The sequence below is a fragment of the Thioalkalivibrio sp. ALE21 genome (assembly GCF_003208255.1).
Lineage (GTDB): Bacteria > Pseudomonadota > Gammaproteobacteria > Ectothiorhodospirales > Ectothiorhodospiraceae > Thioalkalivibrio > Thioalkalivibrio halophilus.
Window position 1 is genome coordinate 37411 of record NZ_QKMA01000004.1, and the last position, 13218, is coordinate 50628.

The 13218-nt window shown below is 67.1% G+C and carries 15 protein-coding genes; 1 reads left to right on the plus strand and 14 read right to left on the minus strand.

Going from position 1 to position 13218, the window contains the following annotated elements; all coding sequences use genetic code 11:
* Position 1: 1 nt before the first annotated feature.
* The 6 genes from D893_RS04890 to D893_RS04915 form a co-directional block, all read right to left on the minus strand.
* The gene (locus D893_RS04890) at positions 2-439 is read right to left on the minus strand and encodes a ClpXP protease specificity-enhancing factor (protein WP_018947386.1); all 438 of its coding nucleotides are present in this window, start codon (positions 437-439) and stop codon (positions 2-4) included.
* Positions 436-1062, minus strand: a complete 627-nt coding sequence (locus D893_RS04895) for a glutathione S-transferase N-terminal domain-containing protein (protein WP_018869859.1) — start codon at positions 1060-1062, stop codon at positions 436-438. Before D893_RS04895 ends, D893_RS04890 begins: the two co-directional genes overlap by 4 nt.
* Before the next feature lie 100 nt (positions 1063-1162).
* Positions 1163-1900, minus strand: coding sequence for a cytochrome c1 (locus D893_RS04900; protein WP_018869858.1), 738 nt, complete (start codon positions 1898-1900; stop codon positions 1163-1165).
* The gene (locus D893_RS04905) at positions 1900-3309 is read right to left on the minus strand and encodes a cytochrome bc complex cytochrome b subunit (RefSeq protein WP_110619269.1); all 1410 of its coding nucleotides are present in this window, start codon (positions 3307-3309) and stop codon (positions 1900-1902) included. The genes D893_RS04900 and D893_RS04905 overlap by 1 nt, the downstream gene beginning before the upstream one ends.
* Entirely contained in the window at positions 3309-3914 is a 606-nt protein-coding gene (gene petA / locus D893_RS04910; RefSeq protein ID WP_110619270.1) for a ubiquinol-cytochrome c reductase iron-sulfur subunit, read from the minus strand. The genes D893_RS04905 and petA overlap by 1 nt, the downstream gene beginning before the upstream one ends.
* A gap of 234 nt (positions 3915-4148) precedes the next feature.
* Positions 4149-4895 (minus strand): Nif3-like dinuclear metal center hexameric protein, encoded by a 747-nt coding sequence (locus D893_RS04915; RefSeq protein WP_018947391.1) that lies wholly within the window; start codon positions 4893-4895, stop codon positions 4149-4151.
* Positions 4896-5020: 125 nt separating this feature from the next.
* On the opposite strand from D893_RS04915, the gene D893_RS04920 reads away from it, so the two are divergent.
* Positions 5021-6142: a trypsin-like peptidase domain-containing protein gene (locus D893_RS04920; RefSeq protein ID WP_026289009.1), complete on the plus strand. Its 1122-nt coding sequence runs from the start codon at positions 5021-5023 to the stop codon at positions 6140-6142.
* Positions 6143-6175: 33 nt separating this feature from the next.
* Here D893_RS04920 and hisC read toward each other — a convergent pair whose 3' ends face one another.
* The 8 genes from hisC to mlaD all read right to left on the minus strand — a co-directional run bounded on the left by hisC (position 6176) and on the right by mlaD (position 13202).
* Positions 6176-7237, minus strand: a complete 1062-nt coding sequence (gene hisC, locus D893_RS04925) for a histidinol-phosphate transaminase (RefSeq protein WP_246863885.1) — start codon at positions 7235-7237, stop codon at positions 6176-6178.
* A gap of 32 nt (positions 7238-7269) precedes the next feature.
* Positions 7270-8574, minus strand: a complete 1305-nt coding sequence (gene hisD / locus D893_RS04930; RefSeq protein WP_018947394.1) for a histidinol dehydrogenase — start codon at positions 8572-8574, stop codon at positions 7270-7272.
* 22 nt (positions 8575-8596) lie between these two features.
* Positions 8597-9664 (minus strand): 3-deoxy-7-phosphoheptulonate synthase, encoded by a 1068-nt coding sequence (locus D893_RS04935; protein ID WP_018947395.1) that lies wholly within the window; start codon positions 9662-9664, stop codon positions 8597-8599.
* Positions 9665-9675: 11 nt separating this feature from the next.
* On the minus strand, positions 9676-10326 hold the full coding sequence (gene hisG, locus D893_RS04940; protein ID WP_018947396.1) for an ATP phosphoribosyltransferase: 651 nt from the start codon (positions 10324-10326) through the stop codon (positions 9676-9678).
* Position 10327: 1 nt separating this feature from the next.
* Positions 10328-11587 carry a UDP-N-acetylglucosamine 1-carboxyvinyltransferase gene (gene murA / locus D893_RS04945; protein ID WP_018947397.1) on the minus strand — a complete coding sequence of 420 codons (1260 nt, stop codon included), beginning with the start codon at positions 11585-11587 and terminating at the stop codon, positions 10328-10330.
* Positions 11588-11686: 99 nt separating this feature from the next.
* Positions 11687-12019: an STAS domain-containing protein gene (locus D893_RS04950; protein WP_018947398.1), complete on the minus strand. Its 333-nt coding sequence runs from the start codon at positions 12017-12019 to the stop codon at positions 11687-11689.
* Positions 12016-12708: an ABC transporter substrate-binding protein gene (locus D893_RS04955; RefSeq protein ID WP_024328193.1), complete on the minus strand. Its 693-nt coding sequence runs from the start codon at positions 12706-12708 to the stop codon at positions 12016-12018. The genes D893_RS04950 and D893_RS04955 overlap by 4 nt, the downstream gene beginning before the upstream one ends.
* A gap of 35 nt (positions 12709-12743) precedes the next feature.
* Complete coding sequence (gene mlaD / locus D893_RS04960; RefSeq protein ID WP_018947400.1) at positions 12744-13202, minus strand: outer membrane lipid asymmetry maintenance protein MlaD; 459 nt, start codon at positions 13200-13202, stop codon at positions 12744-12746.
* Between the last annotated feature and the right edge of the window lie 16 nt (positions 13203-13218).

The following is a 13218-nucleotide window of genomic DNA, read 5'->3' on the forward strand; positions in this document are numbered from 1 at the left end:
CTTACTTGACCACGGTCAGAGACGGGCCGCCCTTGCGCCGGGGCGCCTCGTCGCCACCCTCGCCGCCATCACCCGTGTCATCACCGTCATCCGGCGGCCCGTCTCCGGGACCGGGGTCCGGATCCGGCCCGGGCTCGCTACCGAACATCATCCCCTGGCCGTTCTCGCGCGCGTAGATCGCCATCACCGCGGTCTGCGGCACGAAGACATCCATCGGACTGCCGGCGAACCGCGCCGAGAACGACACGTACTCGTCGCCCAGCTCCAGACCCTGCACGGCCGTGGGGCCCACATTCAGGGTGATCTTGCCCTGCTCGACGAACGCGTCCGGCACGGCCGTGCCGTCGACCGTGGCATCCACCAGCAGGTGCGGTGTCATGCCGTTGTCGGTGATCCAGTCCCACAGGGCACGCAGCAGATAGGGGCGGGAAGAAGTCAAAGACGCAGCTCCCGTTCGGCTTCGGTGAGGCTGATGGAGAAGGATTCGCGCCGGCACACCCGTTCGGCATAGTCCTGGATCGCCTGCGGCAGGCTTTCCAGTTCGATGCCCACGGCCGGCAGCCGCCAGATGACCGGGGCGATGGCCGCATCCACGATACTGAACTCGTCACTCAGGAAGTACGGCTTGAGTTCAAAGATCTCGCCGGAGGCGATGAAGCTCTCCTTGAGCACCTTGCGGGCCTTGCTGACCCCGGAACCCGAAGCCTTCGCGAGGTTGTCCAGTCCCTCGTACCAGTCGCGCTCGACGCGATAGAGCGCCAGACGCGCGGCCGCGCGCGAGACCGGATCCACCGGCATCAGTGGCGGATGCGGGAAGCGTTCGTCGAGATACTCGGTGATGACATGGGTCCCGTACAGGGCCAGATCCCGGTCCACAAGGGTGGGAACCTCGTTGTACGGGTTCAGGTCGGAGAGATCTTCGGGCATGTCGTCGGGCCCGAGGTTGACCACGTCCACCGCGATGTCCTTCTCGGCGAGGATGATGCGCACCCGGTGACAGCGCACGCAGTCGTGTGCAGAAAACAGCGTCATAACGGAACGGCGGTTGGCGACCAGCGCCATGGCATTCTCCCTAGCCCGGCATGGGGTTCCGCCGGGTCGACGGTACAGGATGCCGGCGCACCCCGGTCCTCCGGGGCACGCCGACTACGGCTCGTCCCGCCTAGTGTACGTCCTTCCAGTATTCCTTTTTCAAGAAGTACGCCAGCACGGTAAAGAAGGCGAGGAAGATCATCACGAAGACCCCGATCCGCTGGCGCTCCAGCTGCACGGGTTCGCCGATGTACGACAGGTAGGTGACGATGTCGCGCACCGCTCGATCGTATTCGGTCGGACTCATGCTGCCGCTCTCGACCAGTTCCAGGCGTTCGTTGCCATCCTCGTCCTCGACCAGCTCCTGCCAGCCCTGCTTGTGCCACAGGACATGCGGCATGCCGACATTACTGAAGATGGTGTTGTTGGCGCCCAGCGGACGGGACTCGTCGCGGTAGAACGACTTGAGGAAGGTATACAGCCAGTCCTCGCCGTGGATGCGGGCGGTCAGGGTCAGATCCGGCGGGACAACACCGAAGGCCTCTTCGGCATAGTCGTCTTCCATGGCGATCTCCATAAGCGAACCGACACCTACCGGCTCACCCTCTTCGTCGGTGACGAAGATGAAGTGCTCTTCCATGTGCTCTTCGGTCAGGCCGATACCCTTGCCGACCCGGTTGTAACGCTCGTACTTGGTCGAGTGGCATCCCATGCAGTTGTCCGCGAACAGGCGGGCACCCCGCTGCAGCGCGTTCTGGTTGGAGATGTCCACGTTGGCCGACATCAGCTCGCTGGCGCCGGCGGTACCCGCCGGCCCCATGAACAGGGCCGCAAGGCCCACGAAGGTTGCAGCAATCAGCTTTTTCATCACGAAGTCACCCTTTGCGGAACGGCACGGTCACGGCCCAGACCACGTGCGAACACGGGGGCCACCATGGTCACGAACAGATAAACGGTCGGGATGAGCCAGCCCCACATGATCAGGGAGGCTTCGTCCGGATCGAAGCGGACCACGTCGTAGAACGTGTACATCGCGACCAGCACCAGGAATGCCAGGATGCTGAAGCCGGCCGAACGCTCCCGCGACAGGAACCACAGCAGGAAGAAGAACAGGAAGTACACCTGAGCGAAGCGCAGGCTCATGTCGCTCACCGCGGTGGTGGCCTGCTGCAGGCCCAGCCAGCCGAGGATCACGAACGCAACCACGAACACCGCCAGGTTGAACTTGGCCGCGAACGAGCGATAGCGCATCGACTTCACGGGGTTGCGGTCCAGCCACGGGATGACGAACAGGATCACCACCGCGGCCCCCATGGCCACCACGCCCAGGAACGGATCCGGCACGGAGCGCAGCACCGAGTACATCGACGTGAAGTACCAGACCGGCGGGATCAGGTCGGGGGTCACCAGCGGATCGGACGGGATGAAGTTGTCCGGCTTCAGGAAGTAGCCGCCACCCTCGGGGGCGAAGAACACGATCGCGAAGAACACGATCAGGAACACGCCCACTCCGACGATGTCCTTCACGGTGTAGTACGGATGGAACGGGATGCCGTCCTTCGGAATGCCGTTCTCGTCCTTGTGGGCCTTGATCTCGACGCCGTCGGGATTGTTCGAGCCCACCTCGTGCAGCGCGATGATGTGCGCGGCCACCAGCAGGATCAGCACCAGCGGCAGGGCCACCACGTGCAGCGCGAAGAAGCGGTTCAGCGTCGCGTCCGACAGCAGGAAGTCACCGCGAATCCAGGTCACCAGTTCCGGCCCGATGTACGGGATGGTCTGGAACAGGTTCACGATCACCTGCGCGCCCCAGTAGGACATCTGGCCCCACGGCAGCAGATAGCCGGCGAAGGCCTCGGCCATCAGCACGACATAGATCAGCATGCCGAAGATCCAGATCAGCTCGCGTGGCTTCTTGTAGGAGCCGTACAGGAGCGCCCGGAACATGTGCAGATAGACCACGACGAAGAACATCGAGGCGCCGGTGGAATGCATGTAGCGGATGAGCCAGCCCCATTCCACGTCACGCATGATGTACTCGACGGACGAGAAGGCGAGCTCCGCGTCCGGCTTGTAGAACATGGTCAGGAAGATGCCGGTGACGATCTGAATGACCAGCACCAGCAGGGCCAGCGAGCCGAAGAAATACCAGAAGTTGAAGTTCTTCGGCGCGTAATACTTGGCCAGGTGGTCGTTCCACATCTGGGACAGGGGGAAGCGTGCATCCACCCAGCCCAGGAAGCCGCCCTGGATCTTTTCGTCCGGATTACTGGCCATCAGACGGTCCCTCCTTCTTCGTCGTCTTCGCCCACCAGGATCACGTCGTCCGTGAGGTACTTGTACGGCGGGATCACGAGATTGGTGGCCGCCGGCATGTTGGCGTACACGCGGCCGGCCATGTCGAAGCGGGAACCGTGGCAACCGCACAGCCAGCCGCCCTGCCAGGCGGCCCCCATCTCGGGATCACCGATTTCCGGACGATAGCTCGGCGAGCAGCCCAGATGGGTACAGATGCCGATCACGACGAGGAACTCGGGATCGATCGAACGGTGTTCGTTCTGGGCGTAAGGAGGCTGCTGCTCCTCGACTTCGGAGTTCGGGTCGCGCAGACGGTCCGTGATCCTGGACAGCCCTTCGATCATCTCGTCCGTGCGCCGAACCACCCAGATGGGCTGGCCGCGCCACTCGACGGAGATGCGCTGGCCCGGTTCGATCTCGCCGAGGGCGACCTCGACCGGAGCCCCGGCCGCCTGGGCGCGCGCGCTCGGCTGCAGCGACGCCAGCATCGGTGCGGCTACTGCAGCCACACCGGCCCCGCCCACGACCGAAGTCGCGGCGACGAGGAACCGGCGACGGCCTCGATTTACGCCTTGGTTTGCCATGTTTGTCTCTCCAAACAACGTGTTGAAAGCGTGATGCGAGGATGCACCCGCCGGGCGCAGCCTGCTCGAAGGAGCCTTGTGGCTCTCTTGTTCGGACCCGACGGGCGGGCAGGAAAATCGTAATAGAATTCCCGAACACGCTAATAAGGTCAAGTACGATGCGGATCGGCGCGGCGTCGCGCGGATCCGGGACTCCGGCCGGCAGCAGACAGCTGCGGCTCGCGGCGCAGGGTATCAGGCCGGGTTGTCGAGATCGAGGAATTCGTGGGTCAGGTCGAACGTCCGCGCGCACCATTCGCCCAGCGCCCGCGGTCCGCCCCGCTCCGTCGCGTGGTGGCCGGCGGCCAGGTAGTGCACGCCCAGCTCGCGCGCCTCGTGCGTGGTCTGTTCGGAGATCTCCCCGCTGATGTAGGCATCGGCGCCCAGCTCGGCGGCGCGGGGCAGCAACGACTGGGCGCCCCCGCTGCACCAGGCCACGCGACGGACGGGGTGTTCGCCAGCGGTGACCAGCAGGGGCTCGCGCCCGAGGGCAGTAGCGATGCGACTGGCAAGCCCCGGGGCCGAGAGCGGCTCGTCCGGCGCGCCGACCAGGCCCACGCCGTCGTCGCGCAGCGTACCGTCGGCCACCAGCCCCAGGTCGCGTGCCAGGGAGGCGTTGTTGCCCACCTCCGGATGGGCGTCCAGGGGCAGATGGTAGGCGACGAGGTTCATCCCGCTCTCCAGCAGGCGACGGATCCGTCGCTGCTTCATGCCGGTGATGACCTGCGGCTCGCCTTTCCAGAAATAGCCGTGATGCACCAGCAGGACATCGGCGCCGCGCTCGGCGGCGGCCTCGATGGTGGCAGCGGAGGCGGTCACGGCACTGACCACGTGGCGCACCTCGGTGCGGCCCTCGACCTGCAGGCCATTGGGACAGTAATCGGTAAACCGGGCAGGCTCGAGTTTGGCGTCGAGGCCCGCAAGCAGCTCGTCACGATGCATGGGAGGGACTCCGGTTCCGGCCGGGCCGACGACCCGGGCAAGGGGTTGGGACTGGGGGTGTCAGGATCACATGATCCGCGCGGGCAGGCGTGCACATGGACCAGTGTTTCCTTAAGCTGCCCCATATGGTGAATTTTTCTCGCTTCTTCCTGCAAGCTGCGGCGACCGGCGTCCTGATCGCGGTGGCGATCGCGGTGTTCTTCCCGGACTGGCTCGGTACCGGCGAGGACGGCACGGCCGTGGACCGGGTGGCAACCCCGGCCGAGGATGCCGCATCCGCGCCCGCCTCCTATGCGCCGGCCGTGGAACGCTCGGCCCCGGCCGTGGTGAACATCATGGCCTCGCGCACCGTGGAGCCGGACCCGGGCATGCTGCTGGAGGAATTCTTCGGCCGGCGGGTCCCGCCGCCCGGCGAACGCGAGGAATCCAGCCTGGGCTCGGGCGTGATCATGACCGGGCAGGGGCACATACTGACCAACCATCACGTGATCGAAGAAGCCGAGGCGATCGCGGTGGTCCTGCCCGATGATCGGGCGCTGCCCGCGGAGATCATCGGGATCGATCCGGACACCGACCTGGCGGTGCTGCGGGTGGAGACCGAGGAGCCGCCGGTCGCCCCCCTCGGACGGTCCAGCGATCTGCGGGTGGGCGATGTGGTCCTCGCCATCGGCAATCCGTTCGGGGTGGGCCAGACCGTGACCCAGGGCATCGTGTCGGCCACCGGCCGCAACCGTCTGGGCATCAACACCTTCGAGGATTTCATCCAGACCGACGCCGCCATCAATCCCGGCAATTCGGGCGGGGCGCTGATCAATGCGCACGGCGAGCTGGTGGGGATCAACACCGCGATCTTTTCCCGCTCCGGCGGCTCCCACGGGATCGGCTTTGCGATCCCGGCGGATCTGGCCCGTGACGTGATGACCCAGATCATCGAACAGGGCTATGTAACGCGCGGCTGGCTGGGGATCGAGGTCCAGTCCCTGAGCCCGGACCTCGCCCGCTCGTTCGGTGTCGAGGATGCCCTGGGGGTACTGGTTGCCGGTGTGCTACGCGACGGACCGGCGGCCGAAGCTGGCATCGAGCCCGGGGACGTGATTACTCACCTCAACGGTGACCGGGTGGAATCCCCGCGCGATGCCCTCGACATCATCGCCCGCACGGCGCCGGGCGAATCACTGGACATCCGCATCGAGCGCGCCGGCGACCGCCACGACCTGGCAGCAGAAGTCGCCCAGCGCCCCATCTGACGCCAGGCGCACGCCGCCCCGGAAAACGCAGTCTCAGCTCCGCTCCAGCGCGGCCTCCAGCGCCTCGAGAAAACGGTCGTTGTCTTCCGGACGGCCCACGGTGACCCGCAGGTGGTCGGCCAGCAACGGATGCGCACGGCCCACGTCCTTGATCAGCACGCCCCGCTCGCGCAGCCCGGCGAACACCGCCGCACCCTGGCCCTCCCCGACCCGGAAGAGGACAAAATTGGCCTGCGACGGAACCACCGAGGTGACGCCGGCCAGCGCCTCCAGGGCCTGCAGCAGGCGCTCGCGCTCGGCCACGATCGCGCGCGCCTGACCGTCCAGTACGTCACGATGATCCAGGGCAAAGCGGACGCTGCGCTGAGTCAGGGTGTTGATATTGTAGGGCAGGCGCAGCCGGTCCAGCGCGTCGATCCAGGCAGACTCCGCCGCCAGGTAGCCCAGCCGGGTACCCGCCAGGCCGAGCTTGGACACCGTCCGCATCACCAGCAGGCCTGCGGTACCCCCGGCCTGTGGCATGAAGCTGTGTCCGGCGAACGGCGCGTAGGCCTCGTCCACCACGGTGATGCCGGGATTGGCTTCGATCACCGCCTGCACCGTCGCGGGGTCTTCCAGACGACCGGTCGGATTATTGGGATGGGCCAGGAACACGATCGCCGGCTGCTCCTCGCGGATCGCCGCCAGCAGGGCATCCAGGTCGAGGGCAAAGTCGGGCCGCAGGGACACGCCGCGGAAGGGCACACCCAGCGCGCGCGCCAGCACGCCGTACATCACGAATCCGGGCTCGGGCGCAATCACCGGCCGTCCGCTGCCGGCCACTGCCTGGATCAGAATCTGGATCAGCTCGTCGGAGCCGTTGCCGAACATCAGCCCGGCGCCCTCGGGCACCGCCTCAACCGCACGCACGCGCGCCGCCAGATCGCGCGCCGCGGCATCCGGGTAGCGATTGAGCTCGGGCTCGCTCAGGGCTTCCAGCCAGGCGGCCTCCAGCTCGCCCGGCCAGGGCCACGGATTTTCCATCGCGTCCAGCTTGAGCAGCCCCGTGGCATCCGCCACCGCGTAGGCCGGCTGCGCCAGAACCTCCGGGCGCATCAGGTCTTCCGGCCGGTCGTGGCGGCCCGCGCTCACGATTCCCGCCGCAGTTCCGCGGAACGTGCGTGCGCGGTCAGCCCCTCGCCATGGGCCAGTTCCGCAGCGGTGCGCCCCAGCCGCGCCGCGCCTTCGGGCGAACACTGGATGATGCTGGAGCGTTTCTGGAAGTCGTAGACCCCCAGCGGTGACGAGAAACGCGCGGTGCGCGAGGTCGGCAGGACGTGGTTGGGCCCGGCGCAGTAGTCGCCCAGGGCTTCGGAGGTATGACGGCCCATGAACACCGCGCCGGCGTGCCGCAGCCCGGCGTCCAGCGCCGCCTGCGGGTCAGCCAGCGAGAGCTCCAGGTGTTCGGGGGCGACCCGATTGGCCACCGCAACCGCATCGTCGAGGTCGCGCGCGGCGATCAACGCGCCCCGATTCTGCAGACTCGTGCGAATGATGTCGGCACGCGGCATTTCCTCCAGCAGGCGGTCCATGGCCTCGTTCACCCGATCGAGAAAGGCATGGTCCCAGGACACCAGGATCGACTGGGCCTGCTCGTCGTGCTCCGCCTGGGAGAACAGGTCGGCCGCGATCCACTCGGGATCGGTCTCGCCGTCGCAGACCACCAGGATCTCCGACGGACCGGCGATCATGTCGATCCCGACGGTACCGAAGACCTCGCGCTTGGCCGCGGCGACAAAGATGTTGCCGGGGCCGACGATCTTGTCCACCGCCGGGATGGTCGCGGTCCCGTAGGCCAGCGCCCCTACCGCCTGGGCACCGCCCACGGTGAACACCCGGTCGACACCGGCGACCGCCGCGGCTGCCAGGACCAGGTCGTTCAGCTCGCCGTCCGGCGCCGGCACCACCATGATCAGCTGGCCGACACCGGCCACCCGGGCGGGCACCGCATTCATCAGCACCGAGGATGGATAGGCGGCCTTGCCGCCCGGCACATACAGCCCCACCGAGTCCAGCGGGGTCACCCGCTGCCCCAGCACCGTGCCGTCGGCGTCGGTGAACTGCCAGTCCTGCATCGACTGGTGTCGGGCGTATTCGCCGATGCGTTCGGCGGCGGTCTCCAGCGCCTCGCGCTGCGCCGCGGGTATCGCCTCCAGCGCCGCCTGCAGGCGTTGCTGCGGGACTTCCAGCCCGGCGACCGAGTCGCGCTCCAGGCGGTCGAAGCGCTCGGTATAGCGCAGCACCGCGGCGTCCCCCTCGGCCTTCACCGCATCGAGGATCTCGCGCACCGCGTCGCGCACCCCGGCCTCCTCGCCGGACTCCCAGGCGAGCAGGCGCTCCAGTTCGGTCGCGAATCCGGTGTCCCGCGTGTCGAGTCGCTTGATCGAAGGCATGGCGTGTCCTCGTGCCCGGGCGTCAGGCCGGGGTGTTGTGCTTGCGGCGCGCGCGCACGGCTTCCGCCAGCCCGCGCAAGGTGGCCTCGGAGTCATCCCAGCCCATGCAGGCGTCGGTGATGCTCTGGCCGTAGTTCAGCGGCTGCCCCGGGAGGATATCCTGGCGCCCGCCGAGGAGATGGCTTTCCAGCATCACCCCGATGATCCGGCGATCCCCCCCGGCGATCTGCTCGCCCAGCACCCGCGCGACCTCCATCTGCTGCGCCGGGTCCTTGCGCGAGTTGGCGTGGCTGCAGTCCACCATCACCTGTTCGGGCAGCTCGGCCATCTGCAGCTCCCGGCACGCCTGGTCGATGCTTTCGGCATCGTAATTGGGCTGCCTGCCACCGCGCAGGATGATGTGGCAATCGTCGTTACCGGCGGTGGAGAAGATCGCCGAACGCCCGGCCTTGGTGACCGACAGGAAGTGGTGCGGCCGCGACGCCGAACGGATCGCGTCGATCGCCACCCGCAGACTGCCGTCGGTGGAATTCTTGAAGCCCACCGGGCACGACAGCCCGGAAGCCAGCTCGCGATGCACCTGGCTCTCGGTGGTGCGGGCGCCGATCGCGCCCCAGGCGACCAGGTCGGCAATGTACTGCGGGCTGATCAGGTCGAGGTACTCGGTGGCCGCGGGCATGCCCTTGACCGCCAGATCGCGCAGCAGCCCGCGTGCCACGCGCAGCCCCTTGTTGATGTGGAAGCTGCCGTCCAGATCCGGATCGTTGATCAGGCCCTTCCATCCCACCGTGGTACGCGGTTTCTCGAAATACACCCGCATCACGATGTTCAGCGCATCGGAGAGTTCGTCGCGCAGGGGCTTGAGGCGGTCGGCATAGTCCAGCGCGGCATCCACGTCGTGGATCGAGCAGGGGCCCACGATCACCTGCAGGCGGTCGTCCTCGCCATGCAGGATCCGATGGCAGGCCTGGCGGGCCTCGTACACCGTGTCGGATGCCGCATCGGTGATCGGCAGTTCGTCGCGCACGGTGTCCGGAGCGGACACCTCCTGGATGTCACGGATCCTGAGGTCGTCGGTATCGGCGGTCATGGCAGTCTCGGTTACGTCGTCGCGGGCGTCACGGCCTCGCGCAGGTTCTCAATGAGATTTTGAATCAGTCCATGTCTCATCTTCATGGCTGCCTGATTCACGATCAACCGGGAACTGATGGGGGCAATCTCCTCCAGCGGCTCCAGGCCGTTGGCGCGCAGCGTATTGCCGGTATCCACCAGATCCACGATGTAGTCGGCCAGACCCACCAGCGGCGCCAGCTCCATCGAGCCGTAGAGCTTGACGATCTCCACCTGGCGTCCCTGGCTGGCGAAATAATTACGCGCGATGTTCACGAACTTGGTCGCGATCCGCAGGCGCGTGCCCGGGTCCGGCTGCTGCCCCGGGTGGCCGGCCAGCATCATGCGGCAGCGCGCGATGCCCAGGTCGAGCGGCTCGTACAGCCCGGCGGCCCCGTGCTCCATCAGCACGTCCTTTCCCGCCACTCCCACCGCGGCGGCACCGTGCTGTACGTAGGTCGGCACATCGGTGGTCCGCACCACCACGATCTTCACGTCCTCGCGCGTGGTGTCGAGGATCAGCTTGCGCGTCTTGTCCGGATCCTCCAGCGGCTCGATCCCCGCCTGTGCCAGCAGCGGCAGGGTATCCTCGAGGATGCGCCCCTTGGACAGGGCAATGGTCAGGGTATTGGCGTCCATCATGTCAGGCAGGCTCCCGGCGAATCGTTGCGCCGATCTGGCTCAGTTTTTCCTCGATGCATTCATAACCGCGATCGATATGGTAGATGCGCTCCACGGCGGTCTCCCCCTCGGCGACCAGACCGGCGAGGATCAGGCTGGCCGAGGCGCGCAGGTCGGTGGCCATCACCGGCGCACCGACCAGCTGCTCCACGCCCTCGACGATCGCGGTGTTCCCCTCGATGGTGATCCGGGCGCCCATACGCTGCAGTTCCAGCGCGTGCATGAAGCGGTTCTCGAACACCGTCTCCACCACCGAACCGGTCCCCTCGGCCACTGTGTTCATGGCCATCATCTGCGCCTGCATATCGGTCGGGAACGCGGGAAACGGCGCAGTCCGCAGATTCACCGCCCGCGGGCGACGCCCCCGCATGTCCAGATCGATCCAGTCCGAACCGGTCTCCACCCGGGCGCCCGCCTCGTCCAGCTTGGCCAGTACCGCGTCGAGCAGCGACGGCCGGGTGTTGCGGGTGCGCACATGCCCACGGGTCATGGCGGCCCCGACCAGGAAGGTCCCGGTCTCGATGCGATCGGGCATCACGTCGTAATCGCAGCCATGCAGGCGTTCCACGCCTTCGACCCGGATGGTGTCGGTCCCGGCACCGCGGATTTTCGCCCCCATCGCGGTGAGGCAGTCCGCCAGGTCCACCACCTCGGGCTCGCGGGCGGCATTTTCGATCAGCGTCTCCCCCTCGGCCAGGGTCGCCGCCATCAGCAGGTTCTCGGTGCCGGTGACGGTGACCTGGTCGAACACCACCCGCGCGCCCTGCAGGCGTCCGGCCCGCGCATGGATGTAGCCACCATCGACGTCGATCTCGGCACCCAGCGCCTCCAGCCCGCGCAGATGCAGATTCACCGGCCGCGAGCCGATCGCGCAGCCGCCGGGCAGGGACACCTCGGCCTCGCCGAAGCGCGCCAGCAGCGGCCCCAGCACCAGGATGGACGCACGCATCGTCTTGACCAGATCGTAGGGCGCAACACACTGGGTCAGGGTGGTGGGATCCACCTCGATGCGCATGCGCTCGTTCACCGTGAGGCTCACGCCCATGCGCCCCAGCAGCTCCATGGTGGTGGTCACGTCCTGCAGGTGCGGCACGTTGCCGATCACCATGGGGCTGTCGGCCAGCAGCGTCGCCGACAGGATGGGGAGTACCGCGTTCTTGGCGCCGGAGACCCAGACCTGACCGTCCAGGGGCTCGCCGCCGGTGATGATGAGCTTGTCCATGTATTGCCCGGTTCGCAAGCCGGGCCAGGAGCGGACCGGCAAAACCCGCAATGATAACGAAACTGCGTCGCCGGCGCGCGGCGCCCCGCCCCGGGCCAGTCAGTGGCAGCCGGGCGGATCCGCCGCCTTCGCCGCGGATTCGCTGATCACGCCCCGCAGGTCGTACAGTTCCAGCAGGGGCTCCAGCCGTGCGGGCACCGGCTCGAACACCAGGAAATGCCCCCTGTGCCGGGCCTGGCGCCACAGAGTCACCAGAAATGCCAGACCGGCACTGTCGATGCGCCCGGTGTCGCCCAGCGCCACCCGGGCATGTTCGGGCAGGCCCTGCCACAACGGGCGCACCTGGCGCTCCAGCCCCGGCACGGTCACGAAGGTCAGATGACCGCGCAGGACCAGGCCCGCGTCATCGGCGGTAATCCGGGCGTCGCTCACCGGTCCTCCGCGGCGTCGGTCTCCTCGGCCACGTCGTCCACCGCCTCCTCGATCAGCTCCTCGTCACCATCCTCCAGGCGTGCGATCAGCTCCTCGAGCCCGTTGTTGGCGATCTCGTCCCCGAAGCGGCTGCGGAAATTGCCGACGAAGGACAGCCCCTCGGCCTCCACATCGAACACCTTCCATTCGCCGTTGACCGGGCGCAGGCGGTAATTGACCTGCAGATTGGACTGCCCGGAGCCCATCACGATCTCGCTGGCCACCACCGCCATGCGGTCGTCCTCGCGCGAGCGCCGTTCGATGATGCGCACCTCCTTGTCCAGGTGATCCGCCAGCTGCACCCCGTAGACCTGCAGCAGGGTGGTCGTGAACGCCTCGGTGAAACGCTCACGCTGCTCGTCGGACGCATCACGCCAGTGGCGCGCCAGCACCAGCCGCGCCATCCCGTCCACGTCGACATGCGGCAGCACGTACTCGCGCAGCACCTCGATCACGAACTCGGGCTCCTCCTGCGCGCGATCTTCATTCTCGCGCAGGACCTTGTAAACCTCGTCCACCGAGCGCTCCATCATCTGCGCCGGGCTTTCGGCCTGGGCGGCCGGGGCCAGCGTCGCCAGCAGCAGGGCCGTCGCGGCCAGCCATGCCGGCGCGGTACGCGGGGAACGAACGAAATTCGGCAACAAACGCATGGCACACTCCCTCGGTATTGGGTGGCCAGGATGACTCAGTCATCCCCCATGTTGGTCATGAACCGGCCGATCAGGTTCTCGAGGACCACGGCCGACTGGGTGAACAGGATCCGGTCACCGTCCTGCAGGGTATCGTAGTCGCCACCCGGCTCCAGCGCGACGTACTGTTCGCCCAGCAGTCCTGCGGTATGGATACTCGCCTGGGTGTCCGCCGGCAAATAGTCGTGTTCCGAACGGATGGCCAGGGTCACCTTCGCCTCGAAGGCCTCGGGGTCGTAGCGGATGTCGGCCACGCGCCCGACCCGCACCCCGGAGATGTTGACCGGCGCGCGCACCTTCAGCCCGCCCACGTTGGAGAAGTAGGCGGTCACCTCGTAGGTGTCGCCGTCGCGGTAATCGGTAATGTTGCTGACCTGCACCGCCAGATAGAACAGCGCCGCCACGCCCAGGAGCACGAACACCCCGACGGCCAGCTCGACGAAACGCATCTTCATGGTTGCTTCTCCACTC

Coding starts and splice junctions, on each gene's coding strand:
- petA (WP_110619270.1), bottom strand. CDS start 3,914: ATGGCAAACCAAGGCGTAAATCGAGGCCGTCGCCGGTTCCTCGTCGCC.
- hisD (WP_018947394.1), bottom strand. CDS start 8,574: ATGCCTTCGATCAAGCGACTCGACACGCGGGACACCGGATTCGCGACC.
- hisC (WP_246863885.1), bottom strand. CDS start 7,237: ATGCGCCCGGAGGTTCTGGCGCAGCCGGCCTACGCGGTGGCGGATGCC.
- D893_RS04935 (WP_018947395.1), bottom strand. CDS start 9,664: ATGACCGCCGATACCGACGACCTCAGGATCCGTGACATCCAGGAGGTG.
- D893_RS04915 (WP_018947391.1), bottom strand. CDS start 4,895: ATGCATCGTGACGAGCTGCTTGCGGGCCTCGACGCCAAACTCGAGCCT.
- mlaD (WP_018947400.1), bottom strand. CDS start 13,202: ATGAAGATGCGTTTCGTCGAGCTGGCCGTCGGGGTGTTCGTGCTCCTG.
- D893_RS04900 (WP_018869858.1), bottom strand. CDS start 1,900: ATGAAAAAGCTGATTGCTGCAACCTTCGTGGGCCTTGCGGCCCTGTTC.
- D893_RS04920 (WP_026289009.1), top strand. CDS start 5,021: ATGGTGAATTTTTCTCGCTTCTTCCTGCAAGCTGCGGCGACCGGCGTC.
- hisG (WP_018947396.1), bottom strand. CDS start 10,326: ATGATGGACGCCAATACCCTGACCATTGCCCTGTCCAAGGGGCGCATC.
- D893_RS04955 (WP_024328193.1), bottom strand. CDS start 12,708: ATGCGTTTGTTGCCGAATTTCGTTCGTTCCCCGCGTACCGCGCCGGCA.
- D893_RS04905 (WP_110619269.1), bottom strand. CDS start 3,309: ATGGCCAGTAATCCGGACGAAAAGATCCAGGGCGGCTTCCTGGGCTGG.
- D893_RS04895 (WP_018869859.1), bottom strand. CDS start 1,062: ATGGCGCTGGTCGCCAACCGCCGTTCCGTTATGACGCTGTTTTCTGCA.
- murA (WP_018947397.1), bottom strand. CDS start 11,587: ATGGACAAGCTCATCATCACCGGCGGCGAGCCCCTGGACGGTCAGGTC.